Source organism: Spartinivicinus marinus (assembly GCF_026309355.1).
GTDB classification, from domain to species: Bacteria; Pseudomonadota; Gammaproteobacteria; order Pseudomonadales; family Zooshikellaceae; genus Spartinivicinus; species Spartinivicinus marinus.
Window position 1 is genome coordinate 5,685,152 of sequence record NZ_JAPJZK010000001.1, and the last position, 15,779, is coordinate 5,700,930.

11 protein-coding genes are annotated in these 15,779 nt (G+C 39.0%); 9 read left to right on the forward strand and 2 right to left on the reverse strand.

Annotation, left to right across the window (positions count from 1 at the left end; translation table 11 throughout):
• Window positions 1–9: 9 nt before the first annotated feature.
• The 9 genes from OQE68_RS25340 to OQE68_RS25380 all read left to right on the forward strand — a co-directional run bounded on the left by OQE68_RS25340 (window position 10) and on the right by OQE68_RS25380 (window position 11,895).
• Window positions 10–546 carry a hypothetical protein gene (locus OQE68_RS25340; protein WP_180567126.1) on the forward strand — a complete coding sequence of 179 codons (537 nt, stop codon included), beginning with the start codon at window positions 10–12 and terminating at the stop codon, window positions 544–546.
• A gap of 88 nt (window positions 547–634) precedes the next feature.
• Window positions 635–2,758: a di-heme-cytochrome C peroxidase gene (locus OQE68_RS25345; protein ID WP_219339927.1), complete on the forward strand. Its 2,124-nt coding sequence runs from the start codon at window positions 635–637 to the stop codon at window positions 2,756–2,758.
• Between the two features lie 382 nt (window positions 2,759–3,140).
• Window positions 3,141–3,407 (forward strand): DUF4212 domain-containing protein, encoded by a 267-nt coding sequence (locus tag OQE68_RS25350; protein ID WP_180567127.1) that lies wholly within the window; start codon window positions 3,141–3,143, stop codon window positions 3,405–3,407.
• An 8-nt stretch (window positions 3,408–3,415) separates the two neighbouring features.
• Window positions 3,416–5,122 (forward strand): sodium:solute symporter family protein, encoded by a 1,707-nt coding sequence (locus OQE68_RS25355; RefSeq protein WP_180567128.1) that lies wholly within the window; start codon window positions 3,416–3,418, stop codon window positions 5,120–5,122.
• A 78-nt stretch (window positions 5,123–5,200) separates the two neighbouring features.
• Window positions 5,201–6,205, forward strand: a complete 1,005-nt coding sequence (locus OQE68_RS25360) for a cytochrome-c peroxidase (RefSeq protein ID WP_180567129.1) — start codon at window positions 5,201–5,203, stop codon at window positions 6,203–6,205.
• 155 nt (window positions 6,206–6,360) lie between these two features.
• Complete coding sequence (locus tag OQE68_RS25365; RefSeq protein WP_180567130.1) at window positions 6,361–7,167, forward strand: substrate-binding periplasmic protein; 807 nt, start codon at window positions 6,361–6,363, stop codon at window positions 7,165–7,167.
• A 437-nt stretch (window positions 7,168–7,604) separates the two neighbouring features.
• Window positions 7,605–9,467: a choice-of-anchor B family protein gene (locus OQE68_RS25370; RefSeq protein WP_180567131.1), complete on the forward strand. Its 1,863-nt coding sequence runs from the start codon at window positions 7,605–7,607 to the stop codon at window positions 9,465–9,467.
• 153 nt (window positions 9,468–9,620) lie between these two features.
• Window positions 9,621–10,574: a FixH family protein gene (locus tag OQE68_RS25375; protein ID WP_180567132.1), complete on the forward strand. Its 954-nt coding sequence runs from the start codon at window positions 9,621–9,623 to the stop codon at window positions 10,572–10,574.
• Window positions 10,575–10,587: 13 nt separating this feature from the next.
• Window positions 10,588–11,895: a cytochrome-c peroxidase gene (locus OQE68_RS25380; protein WP_180567133.1), complete on the forward strand. Its 1,308-nt coding sequence runs from the start codon at window positions 10,588–10,590 to the stop codon at window positions 11,893–11,895.
• 69 nt (window positions 11,896–11,964) lie between these two features.
• Here the strand turns inward: OQE68_RS25380 and OQE68_RS25385 are convergent, their stop codons facing one another.
• Both OQE68_RS25385 and OQE68_RS25390 read right to left on the reverse strand, forming a co-directional pair.
• Entirely contained in the window at window positions 11,965–12,807 is an 843-nt protein-coding gene (locus OQE68_RS25385; protein WP_180567134.1) for a substrate-binding periplasmic protein, read from the reverse strand.
• A gap of 292 nt (window positions 12,808–13,099) precedes the next feature.
• Window positions 13,100–15,622 carry a LasA N-terminal domain-containing protein gene (locus OQE68_RS25390; protein ID WP_180567135.1) on the reverse strand — a complete coding sequence of 841 codons (2,523 nt, stop codon included), beginning with the start codon at window positions 15,620–15,622 and terminating at the stop codon, window positions 13,100–13,102.
• Between the last annotated feature and the right edge of the window lie 157 nt (window positions 15,623–15,779).

Below are 15,779 nucleotides of genomic sequence, written 5' to 3' on the forward strand. Positions count from 1 at the left end.
GTTAGTAACATGTCATTACCTAAAGTCAATACGAATGTTGTTCAGGAGTTACAAGAAGCAAAAAGCACTATCAATAGACTTCAAGAGTATCAATCTAAAAATTGGGCTATAGGTTTAAATGGTGACACTTTTCAGCCTGACAATTTTTTAACATACTTTGATAATCGTGATTTAGCTTTTAATTACTATGTACAAAATAAAGGAGTAAGTATTGGCAACTCAACTGCGTATACTAATAATATTAATGAAGTTAAAAAATATGCGCTTGCTATCGTAGAGTCAGAAGTTTCTGCTACTAATAAAACAATTTCTGAACTGGAAAACTATAAAAATAATTTTTGGGCTATTGGCTTAAATGGTGATAGCCTCCAGCCAGATAATTTTAATAACTTCTTTGCCGATCGTAATATTCAGTTTAAACCTTTTGTAAGAAATAAAGGGGTTGAAATTGGCCAAGAAAGTGCGTATGACGAAAATATCAATGCATTGAGAGAATACATTGGGCAGCTTGAAGATGTCCGCTCTACCATCGGTGTGGTTGCTTAAGCTTTATATCAAATGACAGCAGCGGCTGGTTTTTCAGTCACTGCTGTTAAGTCTGTTAATTTAGCCTGATGTCTGGAAAATAATAAAAATGCTCATACATCACTTTCTATTGACTCTGTGGAAATTTATTAAAAAAAAGCTACATCTTGCTAGTAAAGTGATAGCCGTAATTGCTGTTACTATGGTGGTAGCTTTAATTATTGGAAAAGCATATCAGCACTGGGATGATGATCCTGAGCGGGGAGCAGTTGCTGTTGACAATGGCGCATTTGGCGAAAGTTATAAAACACCTATTTACCTTGAGCAAGGATGGTCAGAAGCAGACAGTTTATGGTTTTATAATACAACTCAAGGTTCAGGGTTATTACCCTATGATTTTTTCTTGGTTTTAGAACAGGTTGATTCACAAGCATTATTCCGGGCAACCAGCAATATTGACAAGTTTCGTTATTTACCACAAAAACCTACCTTTTTTAACCCAGATGGACTGCCTGTTGGTTTTGTTAAAGATACTTATCAAGGCCATGACTATATGGGGTTTACATGTGCTGCTTGTCATACCGGTCAGGTGAATTATCAGGGTAAGGCCATTCGGATTGATGGTGGTCCTTCCATGGCTGATATGGTGGGGCTGCTTACTTCACTGCAAAAAGCAATGGAAGCAACGCTGGATGATCCGAATAAATTTGAACGTTTTGCCAACAATGTGATTGCCCTGGATAATAACTACACTGATAGGCAACAGGTTAAGCAAGATTTACTCAGGTGGAATGACAATATCACACTATATAATATTTTAAACTATAGTCATGTTAACTATGGTTATGCTCGGTTAGATGCTTTCGGACGCATTTATAACCGGGTGTTGCAGCATGTACAGAATAAATCCCAGGTTAGGGATGTACTAACCCTGTTAAAAAGGCCTTCTCATCGGCAATTTCTGGCCAAAGAAGAAATAGATAAAGTATTAGATGGTATTAACGAAACCATTATTGATGATGAACAGTTTGCAACCATTATTCGTCGATTAGCGTCAAAAGAGCCAGGCTATCCTGCTTTAAGTTTCAGAGATTTATTGCGTGTACGAAATGCACTCTTTAATGAGCCAAATGCGCCAGTGAGTTATCCTTTTTTATGGGATATCCCTCAATCAGATTTTGTTCAGTGGAATGGTTTGGCAAGCAATGCGGGGCTTGGTCCATTGGGTCGTAATACGGGTGAAGTGATAGGGGTATTTGGGATTTTAGACTGGGAGGAAAAAGAGCCTAGTTTCAGTCTGGCGGCATGGCTTTCAGGACAAAGTAATAAAAAGAAGCAAGTCGATTTTAAATCATCAATTAATTTAACTAATTTGAAACGCTTAGAAAACCAGTTAAGAAGTTTGCAGTCTCCAAAGTGGCCAGAACATATATTCGGCAAACTTGATCCACAACAAGTGGAAAAAGGACGGTTGATTTATGCGCAGTATTGTCAAAGCTGCCATGAACTCATAGATCGTGCGGCTTGGGATCGTTTAATGGTGGCTAAAATGTCCAGTATTGATTTGGTGGGTACTGACATTGCGATGGCGAGTAACAGCGTAAATTATATTGGTAATGCAGGTAATTTTAAACACATCTATCAAGGGACAGATGTTGGGGATGTGATTGTTGCCCAAACAGCACCTGTTGTGCAAATTCTAACAGCCGTCACCACGGGTGTGGTTGCAACACCAGATCCTGATAAGATTTTCTTACGGCGCTGGTTAGACTGGGTATATACATTAGGTATGTCATTTTTTGATAATACTATAAAAGCAAGTGTTAAAGCAGGAAACTATCAGCCAGATACTACAGCAAAGCCTTATCAATCACTGTTATCTTATAAAGCTCGATCACTGAATGGCATTTGGGCAACGGCACCTTATTTGCACAATGGCTCAGTACCTAGCCTATATGATTTATTATTACCAAAAAAACAACCGAACGATCCTGAGGATGGAAAATATCGGCCTGATAGCTTTATGGTGGGCAGTCGAGAATTTGATCCGAAAAAAGTCGGCTTTAAATACACTGGATATCAAGGTACAGAGTTTAAAACTTTTATAGCAGGCAATAAGAATAGTGGCCATGAATATGCAGCTGGGAAAACGCCGCAGATGGACGGTACGAAACTGCCACCATTAACTGAGGAGCAGCGGTGGCAGCTAATTGAATATCTTAAGAGTATATAAGGGCTATACCCTTCACGAATGACTTTTAGGGTTTGTTGTCATCACTCCTCACCCCAATCACCTATTATTTATAGGCTCATGGGGCCTCGTCGCTCGACGGCTGCCCCTAAAAGCCATTCGCTTTGGCTATAGGTCAGTCATCATTCCCCAGAAACCTAAAATGGATGACCATTTAGGTTTCTTATCTTCCTTAATTTTACACCTGAAAAAGAGTCGATAAGGCTTGCCTATATTGAGTTCTTGTACGATAAATTTTTGTGTTTTCTAATATACATTAGCAGTCTATACCTTAGTGATTTTACCAGGCATTATTAGGCTTACCCTTTATATTAAAAATAATAAGTGATAACTAACTGTATTTAATGGCTAAGGAGATAAAATAATGGCCTTTGAAAATAAAGAAAAAGCCAAGGCATATTGGAAAGAGAATATTCACTTAATGCTGAAATTGTTGACGATATGGTTTGTGGTGTCTTTTGGTTGCGGTATTTTATTTGTAGAGGTGTTGAACGCAATTCAAATAGGTGGATTTAAATTGGGCTTTTGGTTTTCTCAGCAGGGTGCTATTTACGTCTTCATTGGGTTAATTTTTGTCTATGTAGGAAAAATGAACAAGCTTGATCGTAAATATAACGTACAAGAAGACTAGAGATTGTTATGGATATTCAAACGTTAACTTTTTTGTTTGTGGGTACTTCCTTTGCGCTTTATATAGGCATTGCTATTTGGGCCAAGGCTGGATCAACAAGTGACTTTTATATTGCTGGTGGTGGTGTTCATCCTGTTGCCAATGGAATGGCGACTGCAGCTGACTGGATGTCAGCTGCTTCATTTATTTCGATGGCAGGGCTCATTTCGTTTATGGGATATGATGGTACCGTTTATTTGATGGGGTGGACGGGTGGCTATGTACTGTTAGCCTTGTGTTTAGCGCCGTACTTACGCAAATTCAGTAAATTTACGGTTCCCGACTTTATTGGTGATCGTTACTATTCTCAGGCCGCACGGACAGTTGCGGTTGTTTGTGCAATATTTATTTCCTTTACCTATATTGCAGGACAAATGCGTGGGGTAGGCGTTGTATTCTCTCGCTTTTTAGAAGTAGACATTATCAGTGGTGTGTTTATTGGTATGGCTGTGGTGTTTTTTTATGCCATTTTAGGTGGCATGAAAGGTATTACCTATACGCAAGTAGCCCAATATTGTGTACTGATATTTGCTTATTTGGTGCCCGCTGTTTTTATATCGATTTTAATGACCAATAACCCTATTCCTCAACTTGGTTTTGGTGATATGTTAGCTGACGGCTCGGGTATTTATTTACTTGATAAGCTCGATGGGTTATCTACTGAGCTTGGATTTTCAGAATATACCCAGGGTAATAAAAGCATGATTGATGTGTTTTTTATTACAGCTGCGCTAATGGTGGGTACCGCGGGCTTACCTCATGTTATCGTCCGCTTTTTTACTGTTCCTAAAGTACGTGATGCAAGAAAGTCTGCTGGTTGGGCTTTATTATTTATAGCACTTTTGTATACCACTGCACCTGCGGTTGCGACCTTTGCCAGAGTGAATATGATTAGTACCATTAATGGACCTGACGGGCAGGGTACTTTATATGAAGATACTCCAAGCTGGGTTGAAAATTGGCAGCAAACAGGCTTAATCACTTGGACTGATAAGAACGAAGATGGTCGTATGTTCTATTCCGGTGATGAGCGTAATGAAATGTCTATCGACCGTGATATTATGGTTTTGGCAAACCCTGAAATTGCTAACTTACCAGCATGGGTAATTGCGTTAGTGGCTGCGGGTGCAATTGCAGCGGCATTATCGACTTCAGCAGGTTTGTTATTGGTAATATCAACGTCAGTTTCCCATGATTTATTGAAAAGAAACTTAATGCCAGGTATTAGTGATAAACAAGAATTACGCTACGCGAGAATTGCAGCCGCTGTAGCTATAGGAATCGCGGGTTATTTAGGTATTAACCCCCCGGGGTTTGTTGCTCAAGTTGTTGCGTTTGCGTTTGGTTTGGCTGCCTCCTCTTTTTTTCCAGCTATTGTCATGGGCATCTTTTTTAAGAAAATGAATAAAGAAGGTGCTATCTGTGGTATGTTAACGGGGATAATATTTACGGCCGCTTATATAGTTTATTTTAAGTTTTTAAACCCATCCGCGAATACGGCTGACCATTGGTTATTGGGTATTTCACCTGAAGGAATAGGTACCTTAGGGATGTTGCTGAATTTTTCCGTGGCTTTAATTGTTAATCGATTGACTCTTGATTCACCACAACATGTTCAAGATATGGTTGAAAGTATTCGTTTTCCCAAGGGGGCAGGAGGGGTACAAGCTCACTGAAAAACTGACTCTGTCAGTATGTAAAATAAATAATAACAAAGCTGTGTAAAACAGTCTTATTAAAAAAGGAATTGCCTGATGATAAAAACTGGTTTTTTAACAATAATATCCGTCGTTTTAACATTGGCCAATACAGTCCCTGTATCAGCCTCTAAGCGATATAATGAGCCAATTAAGCCTATACCAGCTGATATGAAGTACGACAAACAGAAAGTTGAGTTGGGGAAGAAGTTATTCTTTGATCCAAGGCTTTCGAAATCGGGTTGGTTGAGCTGTAATTCATGTCACAATTTAGCGATGGGAGGTGATGACAACTTACCTAGTTCCATTGGTCATCAATGGCAACTTGGTCCTATTAATTCGCCCACGGTACTTAATGCGAAGTTTAATCTTGCTCAGTTTTGGGATGGGCGTGCAAAAGACTTACAAGAACAGGCGGCTGGCCCTATTGCCAATCCTGGTGAGATGGCTTCTAGTCATCAGTTAGCGGTAGCGACATTACAGTCTATTCCAAGTTATCAGAGCCTGTTTGAGCAAGTGTATGGTGTAAAGAAAATAACCATTAATGAAGTGACGGATGCCATTGCTACATTTGAAGAAACATTGGTTACACCTAACTCTCGTTTTGATCAATGGCTACTGGGAAATGAAAAAGCAATTACCCAAGTGGAAAAAGAAGGGTATGCGTTATTTAAAGTAAAAGGCTGTGTCAGTTGCCATAATGGCGTTGGGGTAGGGGGGAATACCTATCAGAAATTTGGTCTAGTCAAGACTTATTCAAAGGATGAAGAAAATTTGGGAAGATATAATGTTACTAAACAAGAAGCAGATAAATATGTTTTTAAAGTGCCATTACTACGAAATATTGAGCTAACAGCCCCTTACTTTCATGATGGTAGTGTCTGGAGTTTAAGAGAAGCGGTGAATGTGATGGCTGAATACCAGTTAGGACTCAAACTTTCAGTACCTGAAACAGAAAAAATAGTGGCTTTTTTGAAAACGTTAACGGGTAAACAACCCCAAATTATCTATCCAGTCTTACCACCTGAAACGGTTAAAACACCTAAGCCTGATAGAAGCTAACGAATGCGTCATCGGTAAGTGAAGGTACCACTTTAAGACGCACCACTAGTGGTGCCCTTAAAGCAATAAAAAGCCAGTAACAGCTATTTGTCTATAATATAGTCAACATCGTAAAGGAAAGAGCAGCAGTACAAGCTGAGTTGATCATAAACAACATGAAAAAATCCGCAGCCATACTTGCTTTTCTTTTGTATAGCCACCAGGCTATCACGGAAACCTTATATGTGTGTGGTCACCAAAGTTATGCTCCCTTTATGTGGCTGGAGCAAAACAAGATTGTAGGAGTAGGAACTGATGTTGCGAAAGTTATTTTCAAGGAGCATGGTATAACAATTAATAATGATTATAGAGGTCCATGGAAGCGCTGTTTAGCCAATATTAAACTTGGAAAGACAGATTTGCTGGTTGCTGCATATAAAACAACAGCCAGAGAAGAGTATGCTGTATATTCTAAGGTACCGTTAGCAAAGGATGCCAATGCTATCTTTGTTTGGAAAGGCAAAGAGTTTGAATTTGAGTCTATTGATAACTTAAAAGGAAAAACTGTGGGACGAGTGATTGGAGGCAGCCTAGGAGAGAAAATAGACAGCTATTTTGACCAGTATCTGATCACTGAAAGAGTTAGGGAGTCGCATTATAACTATATGAAACTTTGTAAAGGAAGGATTGATTTTTTTGCATCTGGGCTATATACAGCGCCTATTCAGCTAGCCAAGTATGGTTTTTTAGGAAAAATAGTGCCTTTGGAAAAACCACTAAATACAGAGTATCTTTATATGGCTATTTCAAAAAAATCAAAATATAAAGATATTATGCCTATGTTGGAAAGTGCTCTCGAAAAACTAAAAGCAAAGGGTGTAGTCGAAAAGCTGGTTAAAAAAAACATAGACTACTATATCTCTAAAAATGTACAAAGTAATAAGACAATCACAGATGACTGTCAGGTTGTTCAATCGCCTTGAGTTGAAACAATATACAACGATAAATAACTAATTATATTAGATTTTATTAATGCTTGATGACATATTAGTTTAAATAATATAACTTATTTTTGTTATAATAAAGCCTCGCCAAGATTACCTATAGATTCAATAGCATCTAACTCTACTGTTTCATCATTTTACCCTGAAATTGGCGATTGTCGCTGAAAGATTAATTGACAAATGTTATGAGGACTTTCCTATTTTAATTTGCTAGTATCATATTGTTAGTTCCTTTTGGTTTATATTATACCCAGCGGAAAGGGTATAATATAAGATTGAGTTGTTTTTTATAAGTGGCTATGGAAGGTCATTGCTAATGCAGGAGAGGAAACTATCTCTTAGTCTATTTGAAAGCTCTAATTTACAAGCGAGTTTTTGCAGTTTTTATGTATATTAAAGCGACAAGGAGAGTTGCGATGAAAAGAGTGATATATACCGGTAGATTTGCATTACTGCTGACTGGACTAAGTTTTCCTTTGCTTGGTTTTGGCCATAGTGCAATGTTTCCAGATGGATTTAAATTTGATGATAGCAATGAAGGAGAACAACCCCAGCTATTGCTAGATCAAGCAACTACTCGCTGTGTCGATGGTAGTGCTAGCGGATACCCCTGTAAAAATATTGATTTACACTCCTTTTTAGCAAAGGAAAATATGGGTGGTGGAACGGCCAATTTAAATGATATATGGGGCTATACTGACCCCGTAACAGGGGCTGAAATCGCGATTGTGGGGAGAACCAATGGCACCTCATTTGTAGATATTACTGACCCGGTTAATCCAGTTTTTCTTGGGTTTTTACCTTCCCATGATAATGGTTCTGATTCTTGGCGTGATATTAAAACTTACAATGATCATGCTTTTATTGTTGCAGATGGTAGTGGCAATAAAACCCATGGTTTGCAAGTGTTTGATTTAAGTACCTTACGACACTTGCCGTCCCCAGGCCAAACTCTTAAAGAAACAGCCCACTTAGGTGGCTTTGGTAATGCCCATAATATTGCTATTAATGAAGATACTGGTTACGCCTATATTGTAGGTAGTAACCAGTGTAGTGGTGGTTTATATATGGTTAATATTTCTAACCCAGTTAAACCACGCTATGCGGGCTGTTTTTCCGCGGATGGCTATACTCATGATACCCAGTGTGTGATTTATAAGGGACAGGATGCACGGTATTTTGGCAGAGAAATTTGTGTAGGGTATAATGAAGATACCATTACCATTGTAGATGTAACCAGTAAGTCGAACCCAAAACAGTTGTCGAGAACCCCTTATCAAGGCGCTCAATATACTCATCAGGGCTGGTTTTTGAATGATAGCCATAATATTTTGATAATGAATGATGAGCTAGATGAAAAGCGTAATGGAATTAATACCACTTCGTATATTTATGATGTAAGTGTTTTGGATAACCCCATAGAAATTGGTCGTTATGTAGGGCCTACGGCGGCTATTGATCATAACCTTTATACCCATAATAACTATGTCTTTGAAACCAATTATCGCGCAGGGCTCCGTATTCTTAGTGCACAGGATATTACAGCCGGCAAGCTGTCAGAAGTAGCCTATTTTGATACTATCCCTGGTTCAAATAGCGCACAGTTTTCGGGTACCTGGAGTAATTATATTTATTTTGCCAGTGGCAATATTATCATGAGTGATATTGGTTATGGCCTGTTTGTTGTTAAACCTGACTGGGATGCCATCAGTAACCCAGATCCAACAGTAGAGTATTGTGAGGCGAGCAGTAATAATGCCAGTGATGAGTGGGTTGGTATGGTACGCATAGCTGATTTTAAGAATAGCTCTGGTGCTAAGCGATACTCTGATTTCACAACTAAAGTGGTTAATCTCGCCAAAGGAAAGGCTAAAGTTCAGTTAAAACCCGCGTTTAGTGGTATAAAATATAATGAATATTGGAAAATTTGGATAGATTTAAATAAAGATGGTGATTTTGAAGACAGTGGCGAAGAAGTCTTTAGTTCTAATTATGCAAAGTCATCCACTGTTAATGGGAATTTATCAATTCCTTCAAGTGCCTCACTGGGTAAAACCCGATTACGAGTAGTGATGCGTTATAACGCGGTTCCTGAGTCATGTGGCTCGTTTAATTATGGTGAAGTAGAGGATTATACCGTCAATATCACGGCAGGTATGACAGTGGCTAACAATATAAGAGGCTCTGTTACAAGCGATAAAAATGAACAGACGATAAATGTCATCGAACAGTTGCAACAACAGTATTTTGCTACCCTCGGAGTGCCCAATAAACGGTAAAATTCGTTATACTCTTCGCGAATGATTTTTAGGCTCTGTTTCCGTCTCTCTTCACCCCAGTCATTTAGTTTTTCTAAACTCCTGGGGTTTCATCGCTCGGAGGCCTTGCCTAAATAACCCTACGCTTTGAGTTTACTCTTTAGAACAGGTGTTATGGATAAAAAAATAATAAAGAAGATATCCAATTTCAATAAATTAGCGGTTTTATTGGTCAGTTATAGCTTGTTTTGCTTCGCGGTTGAAAGCAAAGCAAGCGAACTGATAAACAACAGTGACATCATAAAAATAGCGAATGAGTTAATCTTAGATGCGAGAAAGCAAGAAATGGCATCTATGGAGATTATTAGTCGTGCGAATCAAATTCGTAAGGAGGTGAATAGCTTAAGAGCAACTGCCCGGACATTGACAGACAAAAGTCTTACACAACAGTTAACGGTTGCCGCTGACCTTCTGGCTGAGCAAGTCACGCTATGGCAACAACAGGGTGCAGATAACCGTCAAAAAAGTAGTGACTATTTTAGCTATGGACGACAGTTACTCACTAAAGCATTCAAGGAACAGTGGCAAGCTAAGATTAAGCTGGATGGGGAAATAGCTTTAATACCGTCAACTCAACCGTTAATCGCCCATAATACGCAAATTCGTAGCGTTCATCCTAATATGCCAAAAGCCATGCAGGACACCGGTTCAGCTGTTAGTGGTATGACGCTTTCGGTACCCTCTTTGAGTGCTCAGTCAATTCCTAGTCCATTAGATACGGCTAGTTTTCAACTCTCCAGAGACATTAATTTTTTCTCTCATGTGGAGCCAATAGTTGATGTTAGCCAGCAACAGCCAATGGTGCCGCTAAATCAAATACATCAATGGCGATTAATGTTGTCAGATTTAGCCGCACAGCCTGTTTCTGGCAAAGCGATTAATGTGCGTGGCCATATGCCAGGTCATGTTCATGGTTTGCCCACTCAACCAAGAGTGACTAAGGAAATAGAGCCAGGGGTGTATTTAATTGAAGGGATGAAATTTCAAATGATTGGTTGGTGGGTGATTGAGTTTGATATCCCTTATCATGGGGGAGTAGATACGATTAAATTTAATGTGGTCTTGTAGTAGATACTTCAGCATGCTTTCATGTATAAATCAGTGCTTGTATAAACTATTATTCTCTTGTCTTTTAGGCATAGGTGCCAGCCCAATTCTGGCCAATATTTCACCCTATCATTTTACTGATGATGATATTCAATTTTTAGCCCAGTTTCGGCTGGGTAGTCTACCGCCATTGCCAGCGGCAAAAGATAATCAATATGCAGATTCCATTACAGCGGCTACATTGGGTAAAACGATTTTTTTTGATAAGCGTTTTAGCGTGAATAAACAGGTAGCCTGCGCTAGCTGCCACGATCCGTCCCAATATTTTACTGATGGTTTAGTAACCTCTAAAGGGATTGCTGCAACACGACGGAATGCGCCTTCCATTCTGGGTGCTGCTTATAGCCCTTGGCAATTTTGGGATGGACGTAAGGACAGCCTCTGGTCTCAAGCATTAGGCCCATTAGAGTCGGTTGTTGAGCATGGCTTGAGTCGATTAGAGGTTGTTCAACTATTGATGTGCTTTTACCAAAAAGACTATCAGAGTATCACGGCCAATAAAGTCAATGCTAACCGCCTATTTGAATTAAAAGGGCCTGCTAGCCCTATCGGTAGCGAAACAGCCAAAGCGAATTGGCAGCAATTGACGAGTGATGAGCAAATATTAGTCAATAGGATTTTTTCAGATGTGGGTAAGTTATTGATGGCTTATCAACGTCAACTTCAGCCATTACCTAGCCGTTTTGATCGATTTGTAGCGCAGTTACAGCAAGATCCGGCCAATATCAACCAACTGAAAACCCAGTTAACGGCAGAAGAGGTGAGTGGACTGAGGCTATTTATGGGAAAAGCCAATTGTGCCAGCTGTCATAACGGCCCATTATTTACCAATTTTGAGTTTCATAATATAGGCGCACCGGAACCTGATATTACTCAAGTTGATATGGGGCGTTATCAAGGAGTAGGGGATTTATTACGAGATGAGTTTACCTGTTTATCTAAGTGGAGTGATGCGAATAAACAGTATTGTCAGGAAATGCTGTATTTAAAAAAACAAGGCCAGGAGTTAGTAGGGGCTTTTAAAACGCCTTCGCTACGGAATATAGCAGCAACAGCCCCTTATATGCAAAGTGGCCAATTTGCCACCCTAGAAGAAGTATTAGCCCATTACAATAAGCCCGTCCCTCCTTATTATGATCGTAACCAACATCCATTTCGACCTCACTTCGATATTTTGCCGTTGGGTTTAACCCCAGAGGAAATACAACAGATCAAACAGTTTTTGACATCATTGACTGGTGATTTAGGTCAGGCTGATCAATGGTGGCAAACACCGGACTGAAATAGTTGTTACTCTACTAAAGAGTCAACACTCGCAAATAAGTTAGACCATCCTAACAATGCGAGCTATTTAATTTAAATTTCTAGACGAGACTTCTTTTAATGAGTTCCAATATTGATTAACAAGCTTACTAAGCTCCCCTGAGCGCTTAATTTTTTCCAAAATTGTATTAAAGCTTTTCAAAAAATCTTGTTTATAGTAATAGATACCGTTATCTTGGTTTGTAAAACCAAGGTGTCCTTGTTCTTTAGAAATAACAGTACCTTCTACCATTGCAGTAACAGCTGTTTTCCATTTCGACTGGTTAATTAAATTGTGCCATGACAGTAACACCGCTTGGCGATCATTCATGTAGCAATCGATTTCTTGTGCAATAAGCATTTTGGTTAAGTTAATATGGTTATTTTTGTACTCTCTAACTACGATGTCCCCATTTTTAACCAACTTCCAGAATCGAAGCCCACCTATTTGAAAACCATGGTTGTTACCAATGGTTAACCCAATATAATCATCAGGCCATTTAGGGCGGGGCTCAATTAATATTTCTTTTCGACAAAATACAGAGGTCACTTCATCTAACATTGGTTTGGATACAGGCCAGATATAGGGACGAACATCTCTTTTTAGATAAGGAGGATATAAAGCAAACGCTTTTCCTTCTTTGAGTAGTTTTAAACCCCGTTTCCATGGAACGGGTAGTAGATTTACCTGATAACGCGACATATCCTTGATGACTCGCATTACTATTTTGGTATAAGCACCTGTTAGAAAACCACTCTCTTTATCAACAAAACTATAAGGGTAGTAGCTATCATCCGCTAGAATAGTGACCTGAATAGGGGCGGCTGATACAGTTTTTAAACTGAATAAAGCTAAAGCATATAAAAATAGAATCTGGTGGCAACTATTCACTTCTAACTACAGCCGTTTGCAAATAAATATTTGAGGCTTGCTGTTGTTTAGCATAGCTCACTATATAAAGCTCAACGTAAACCTTCTTGCTCATTAGCTGATAAGCGCCTACATTTTTAGACCATCCTAACAATAAATCTAGTGCTTAAATTTCACGGTTACTTCATAACTAACGTTATTTTCATGTTTTCAAGAATATAAGTTGGCCAAAGAAGTAGAAACTAAAAAGCGGTCAGCTGTATAACAACAACTGACCGCTTGTATGACTCATTAAGAACAGAAGGGACTTATACTATTTCTTCTCTAACTTAACACTGTCAACATAGAAATCCACCTTAGGTTCTGGGCCAATGATATAAATATCAGCCGATTTAATTTTACCTTTAGGCTTTAGTTTAAACTCAGCAGCTAAGTCATACCATTTGTTACCTTTAGGTAATTTCATAGAGTGAATTCGCTGCCAGTGATATCCATCATCGTCAACATAAAACAGTTGAACATCCAGCATCTGGTTTGATTTCGCCGCTTCACCTAAGCTAGCAGCTAAAGACAGTTGATAGGCTTGATCAACTTTCAGTTGATCTTTAACCGGTAGGGAGAGACCCGCATACCAATGATTTCGTTCAGTAGACTTAACACTCCACTGTCCTTTGTGACTCATTTTATTGGTATGTTCAAGTTTGCCCATTTTAAATGATGCTTTCCAACCTTGAAGATCATTTTCAAACCCGTGATCGAAGATCACCTTATCATCAGGCTTTGGATTAGGGCCTGGTTTATCATTAACAGGCACAACTTTCACTTCATCGATTAACAGCGCTTTATCAGCTTTAGGCCCAAACAACACAATATAAGCTGCCGTGACTTTGCCAAGAGCATTGACTTTAAATTGCTTTTTCAGCTCCTTAACATTTTCATCTACCTGGTTGATTGCTAAATATTGGTAGTAATAGGCACCCAAATCATTTTTTAACAATAGGGTGGCCATTGCCAAATCTTTTTTCGCGCCTTTGGGTAATTTGACTTTAGCTGTAAATTGATACTCTTTATTTTCCTCCAATGGTTTAGCTAATTTTTGTAATACACCATCGTAATACTGCTTCCGTTCAGTCACTTTCAGCCAATTATCTTGACCACAATCCCGCTGCATTTTTTCGATCGCATGCTTTATATCTTTGCTATAAAAACGCTTCCACGGTTTTAGATCATTAAAATCAGGTTCTCTGATCAAATTATCTTTCACCAAATCAGGTTTTTTACATATTGGGTCGGGTTTTGGGTCCGGCTTAGGATCGGGTTTTGGATCCGGCTTAGGATCGGGTTTTGGATCCGGCTTAGGATCGGGTTTTGGGTCCGGCTTAGGATCGGGTTTTGGGTCCGGCTTAGGATCGGGTTTTGGGTCCGGCTTAGGATCGGGTTTTGGATCCGGCTTAGGATCGGGTTTTGGATCCGGCTTAGGATCGGGTTTTGGATCCGGCTTAGGATCAGGTTTTGGGTCCGGCTTATTATCTACCCCATGATTATAAATACGTCCAGAGCAGTGTTTATCTCCATTGCGTATAAACCAGAAATAGCTACAATTATTGTCATAACTGTATCGACCTGTATGCACTGCATACCCTGATAATTTAACATTATTCAAGTGGATATATTGACCATTTCTCTTCAAACTAAAATGCTGGTGAGGACCCGTTGACATTCCTCCTTGGCAAAGCGCTTGGCTTTTATTACTGGCGTAGTTGGACAGTCGCTGATTTTGTTTGACTTGCTGTCCAGTTTTTACTTGAGGGTTACTTAAATGGTAATAGGTGGTTGACCAGCCACTGTCATGAATAACTTCAATATTACAGGATGAATGGACTTTAACTTTACCTGCAGCAGAAGCAACAACCCATTTATTGGAGGTATTAGAGCCCCAGCGACCACCATTATTTAAGTCTAAGGAAGATTGTGGGTATTTACCTTGGCCAGTGGTAACATGGCTACCACCTATCCACCAGTTTTCACCAACAGGGAACGGCATTTGAAGCATATTGTCTGGTGGGGTTGCATCATAATAGTTAGCAGAGAAATCGTTTTCACTGATATTGGTTTGCGTGTGCTTTTTTTTTGGGAACAGCTGGTAATAAGTTTGATAAAAATCATCTAGTTTTTTATCAGTATTAACTAATTGGCTTGCTGTATTAGCAGAAGGCTGTTGACTATTGGCTTGATTATTCTTAGACAGCAATTTGCCTATAGTTGAATTGGCTTCAAATAATGACTGATTACTCGTTTGATTGATACTTTGTTCTATATTAGCTGAAGCTTTTGCCTGTTTTATCGCTTGATCAATAAATTGATAGTGATCACGGGCAAGTTGCTTAGCAATATCTTTTACCTGATTGGAAAAGCCAATTTTACTCGATAAGTCACCAAAAGGTTTTCGAAGTAGTACTTTGGAGTTAGGCGGTGTACTAATAATACCCGTTTGGTGTTCTATTAAAGCAATCAGTATTTTGGGATTGATACTTGAGTAGCCACTCCAGTGAGATATGACTTCAGAAAACTTTTTTAAATGAGGCGCATGCTGATTGATATATTCATAAACATCAAACGTTAACATCTCATCTGGTGTGTAAATAAGATGATTTTCTTCAAACTGTGTGGTTTGAGCTGCTATAGTGCTATCTGTATCACTATTACTAGCATCTGTATCACTATTACTAGCAAAGGCTGGGTAACTTGATAATACACTACCGGTTAAGCATAATGCACTTAGTGAGAGAATTCGCTTTGATAGTGAATTGAGCGTGAATTTCGATTTGTTTTTCATGATAACTGAAACACTTAATTACAATGAATAATGAAGGAAGGCTGACAAGCTTATTCATAAATAAGTCTGTACAGTTTTCTGTTCTCTTCGCTGTGATTTTAACTATATCCAACACGAATGCTTTTTAAGGGTAACAAGTGATGATGTTCCATGAATC

Excerpts from the sequence above, each read along its gene's own strand:
- OQE68_RS25340 (WP_180567126.1), top strand. The coding sequence starts at position 10 with ATGTCATTACCTAAAGTCAATACGAATGTTGTTCAGGAGTTACAAGAA.
- OQE68_RS25345 (WP_219339927.1), top strand. The coding sequence starts at position 635 with ATGCTCATACATCACTTTCTATTGACTCTGTGGAAATTTATTAAAAAA.
- OQE68_RS25350 (WP_180567127.1), top strand. The coding sequence starts at position 3,141 with ATGGCCTTTGAAAATAAAGAAAAAGCCAAGGCATATTGGAAAGAGAAT.
- OQE68_RS25355 (WP_180567128.1), top strand. The coding sequence starts at position 3,416 with ATGGATATTCAAACGTTAACTTTTTTGTTTGTGGGTACTTCCTTTGCG.
- OQE68_RS25360 (WP_180567129.1), top strand. The coding sequence starts at position 5,201 with ATGATAAAAACTGGTTTTTTAACAATAATATCCGTCGTTTTAACATTG.
- OQE68_RS25365 (WP_180567130.1), top strand. The coding sequence starts at position 6,361 with ATGAAAAAATCCGCAGCCATACTTGCTTTTCTTTTGTATAGCCACCAG.
- OQE68_RS25370 (WP_180567131.1), top strand. The coding sequence starts at position 7,605 with ATGAAAAGAGTGATATATACCGGTAGATTTGCATTACTGCTGACTGGA.
- OQE68_RS25375 (WP_180567132.1), top strand. The coding sequence starts at position 9,621 with ATGGATAAAAAAATAATAAAGAAGATATCCAATTTCAATAAATTAGCG.
- OQE68_RS25380 (WP_180567133.1), top strand. The coding sequence starts at position 10,588 with ATGCTTTCATGTATAAATCAGTGCTTGTATAAACTATTATTCTCTTGT.
- OQE68_RS25390 (WP_180567135.1), bottom strand. The coding sequence starts at position 15,622 with ATGAAAAACAAATCGAAATTCACGCTCAATTCACTATCAAAGCGAATT.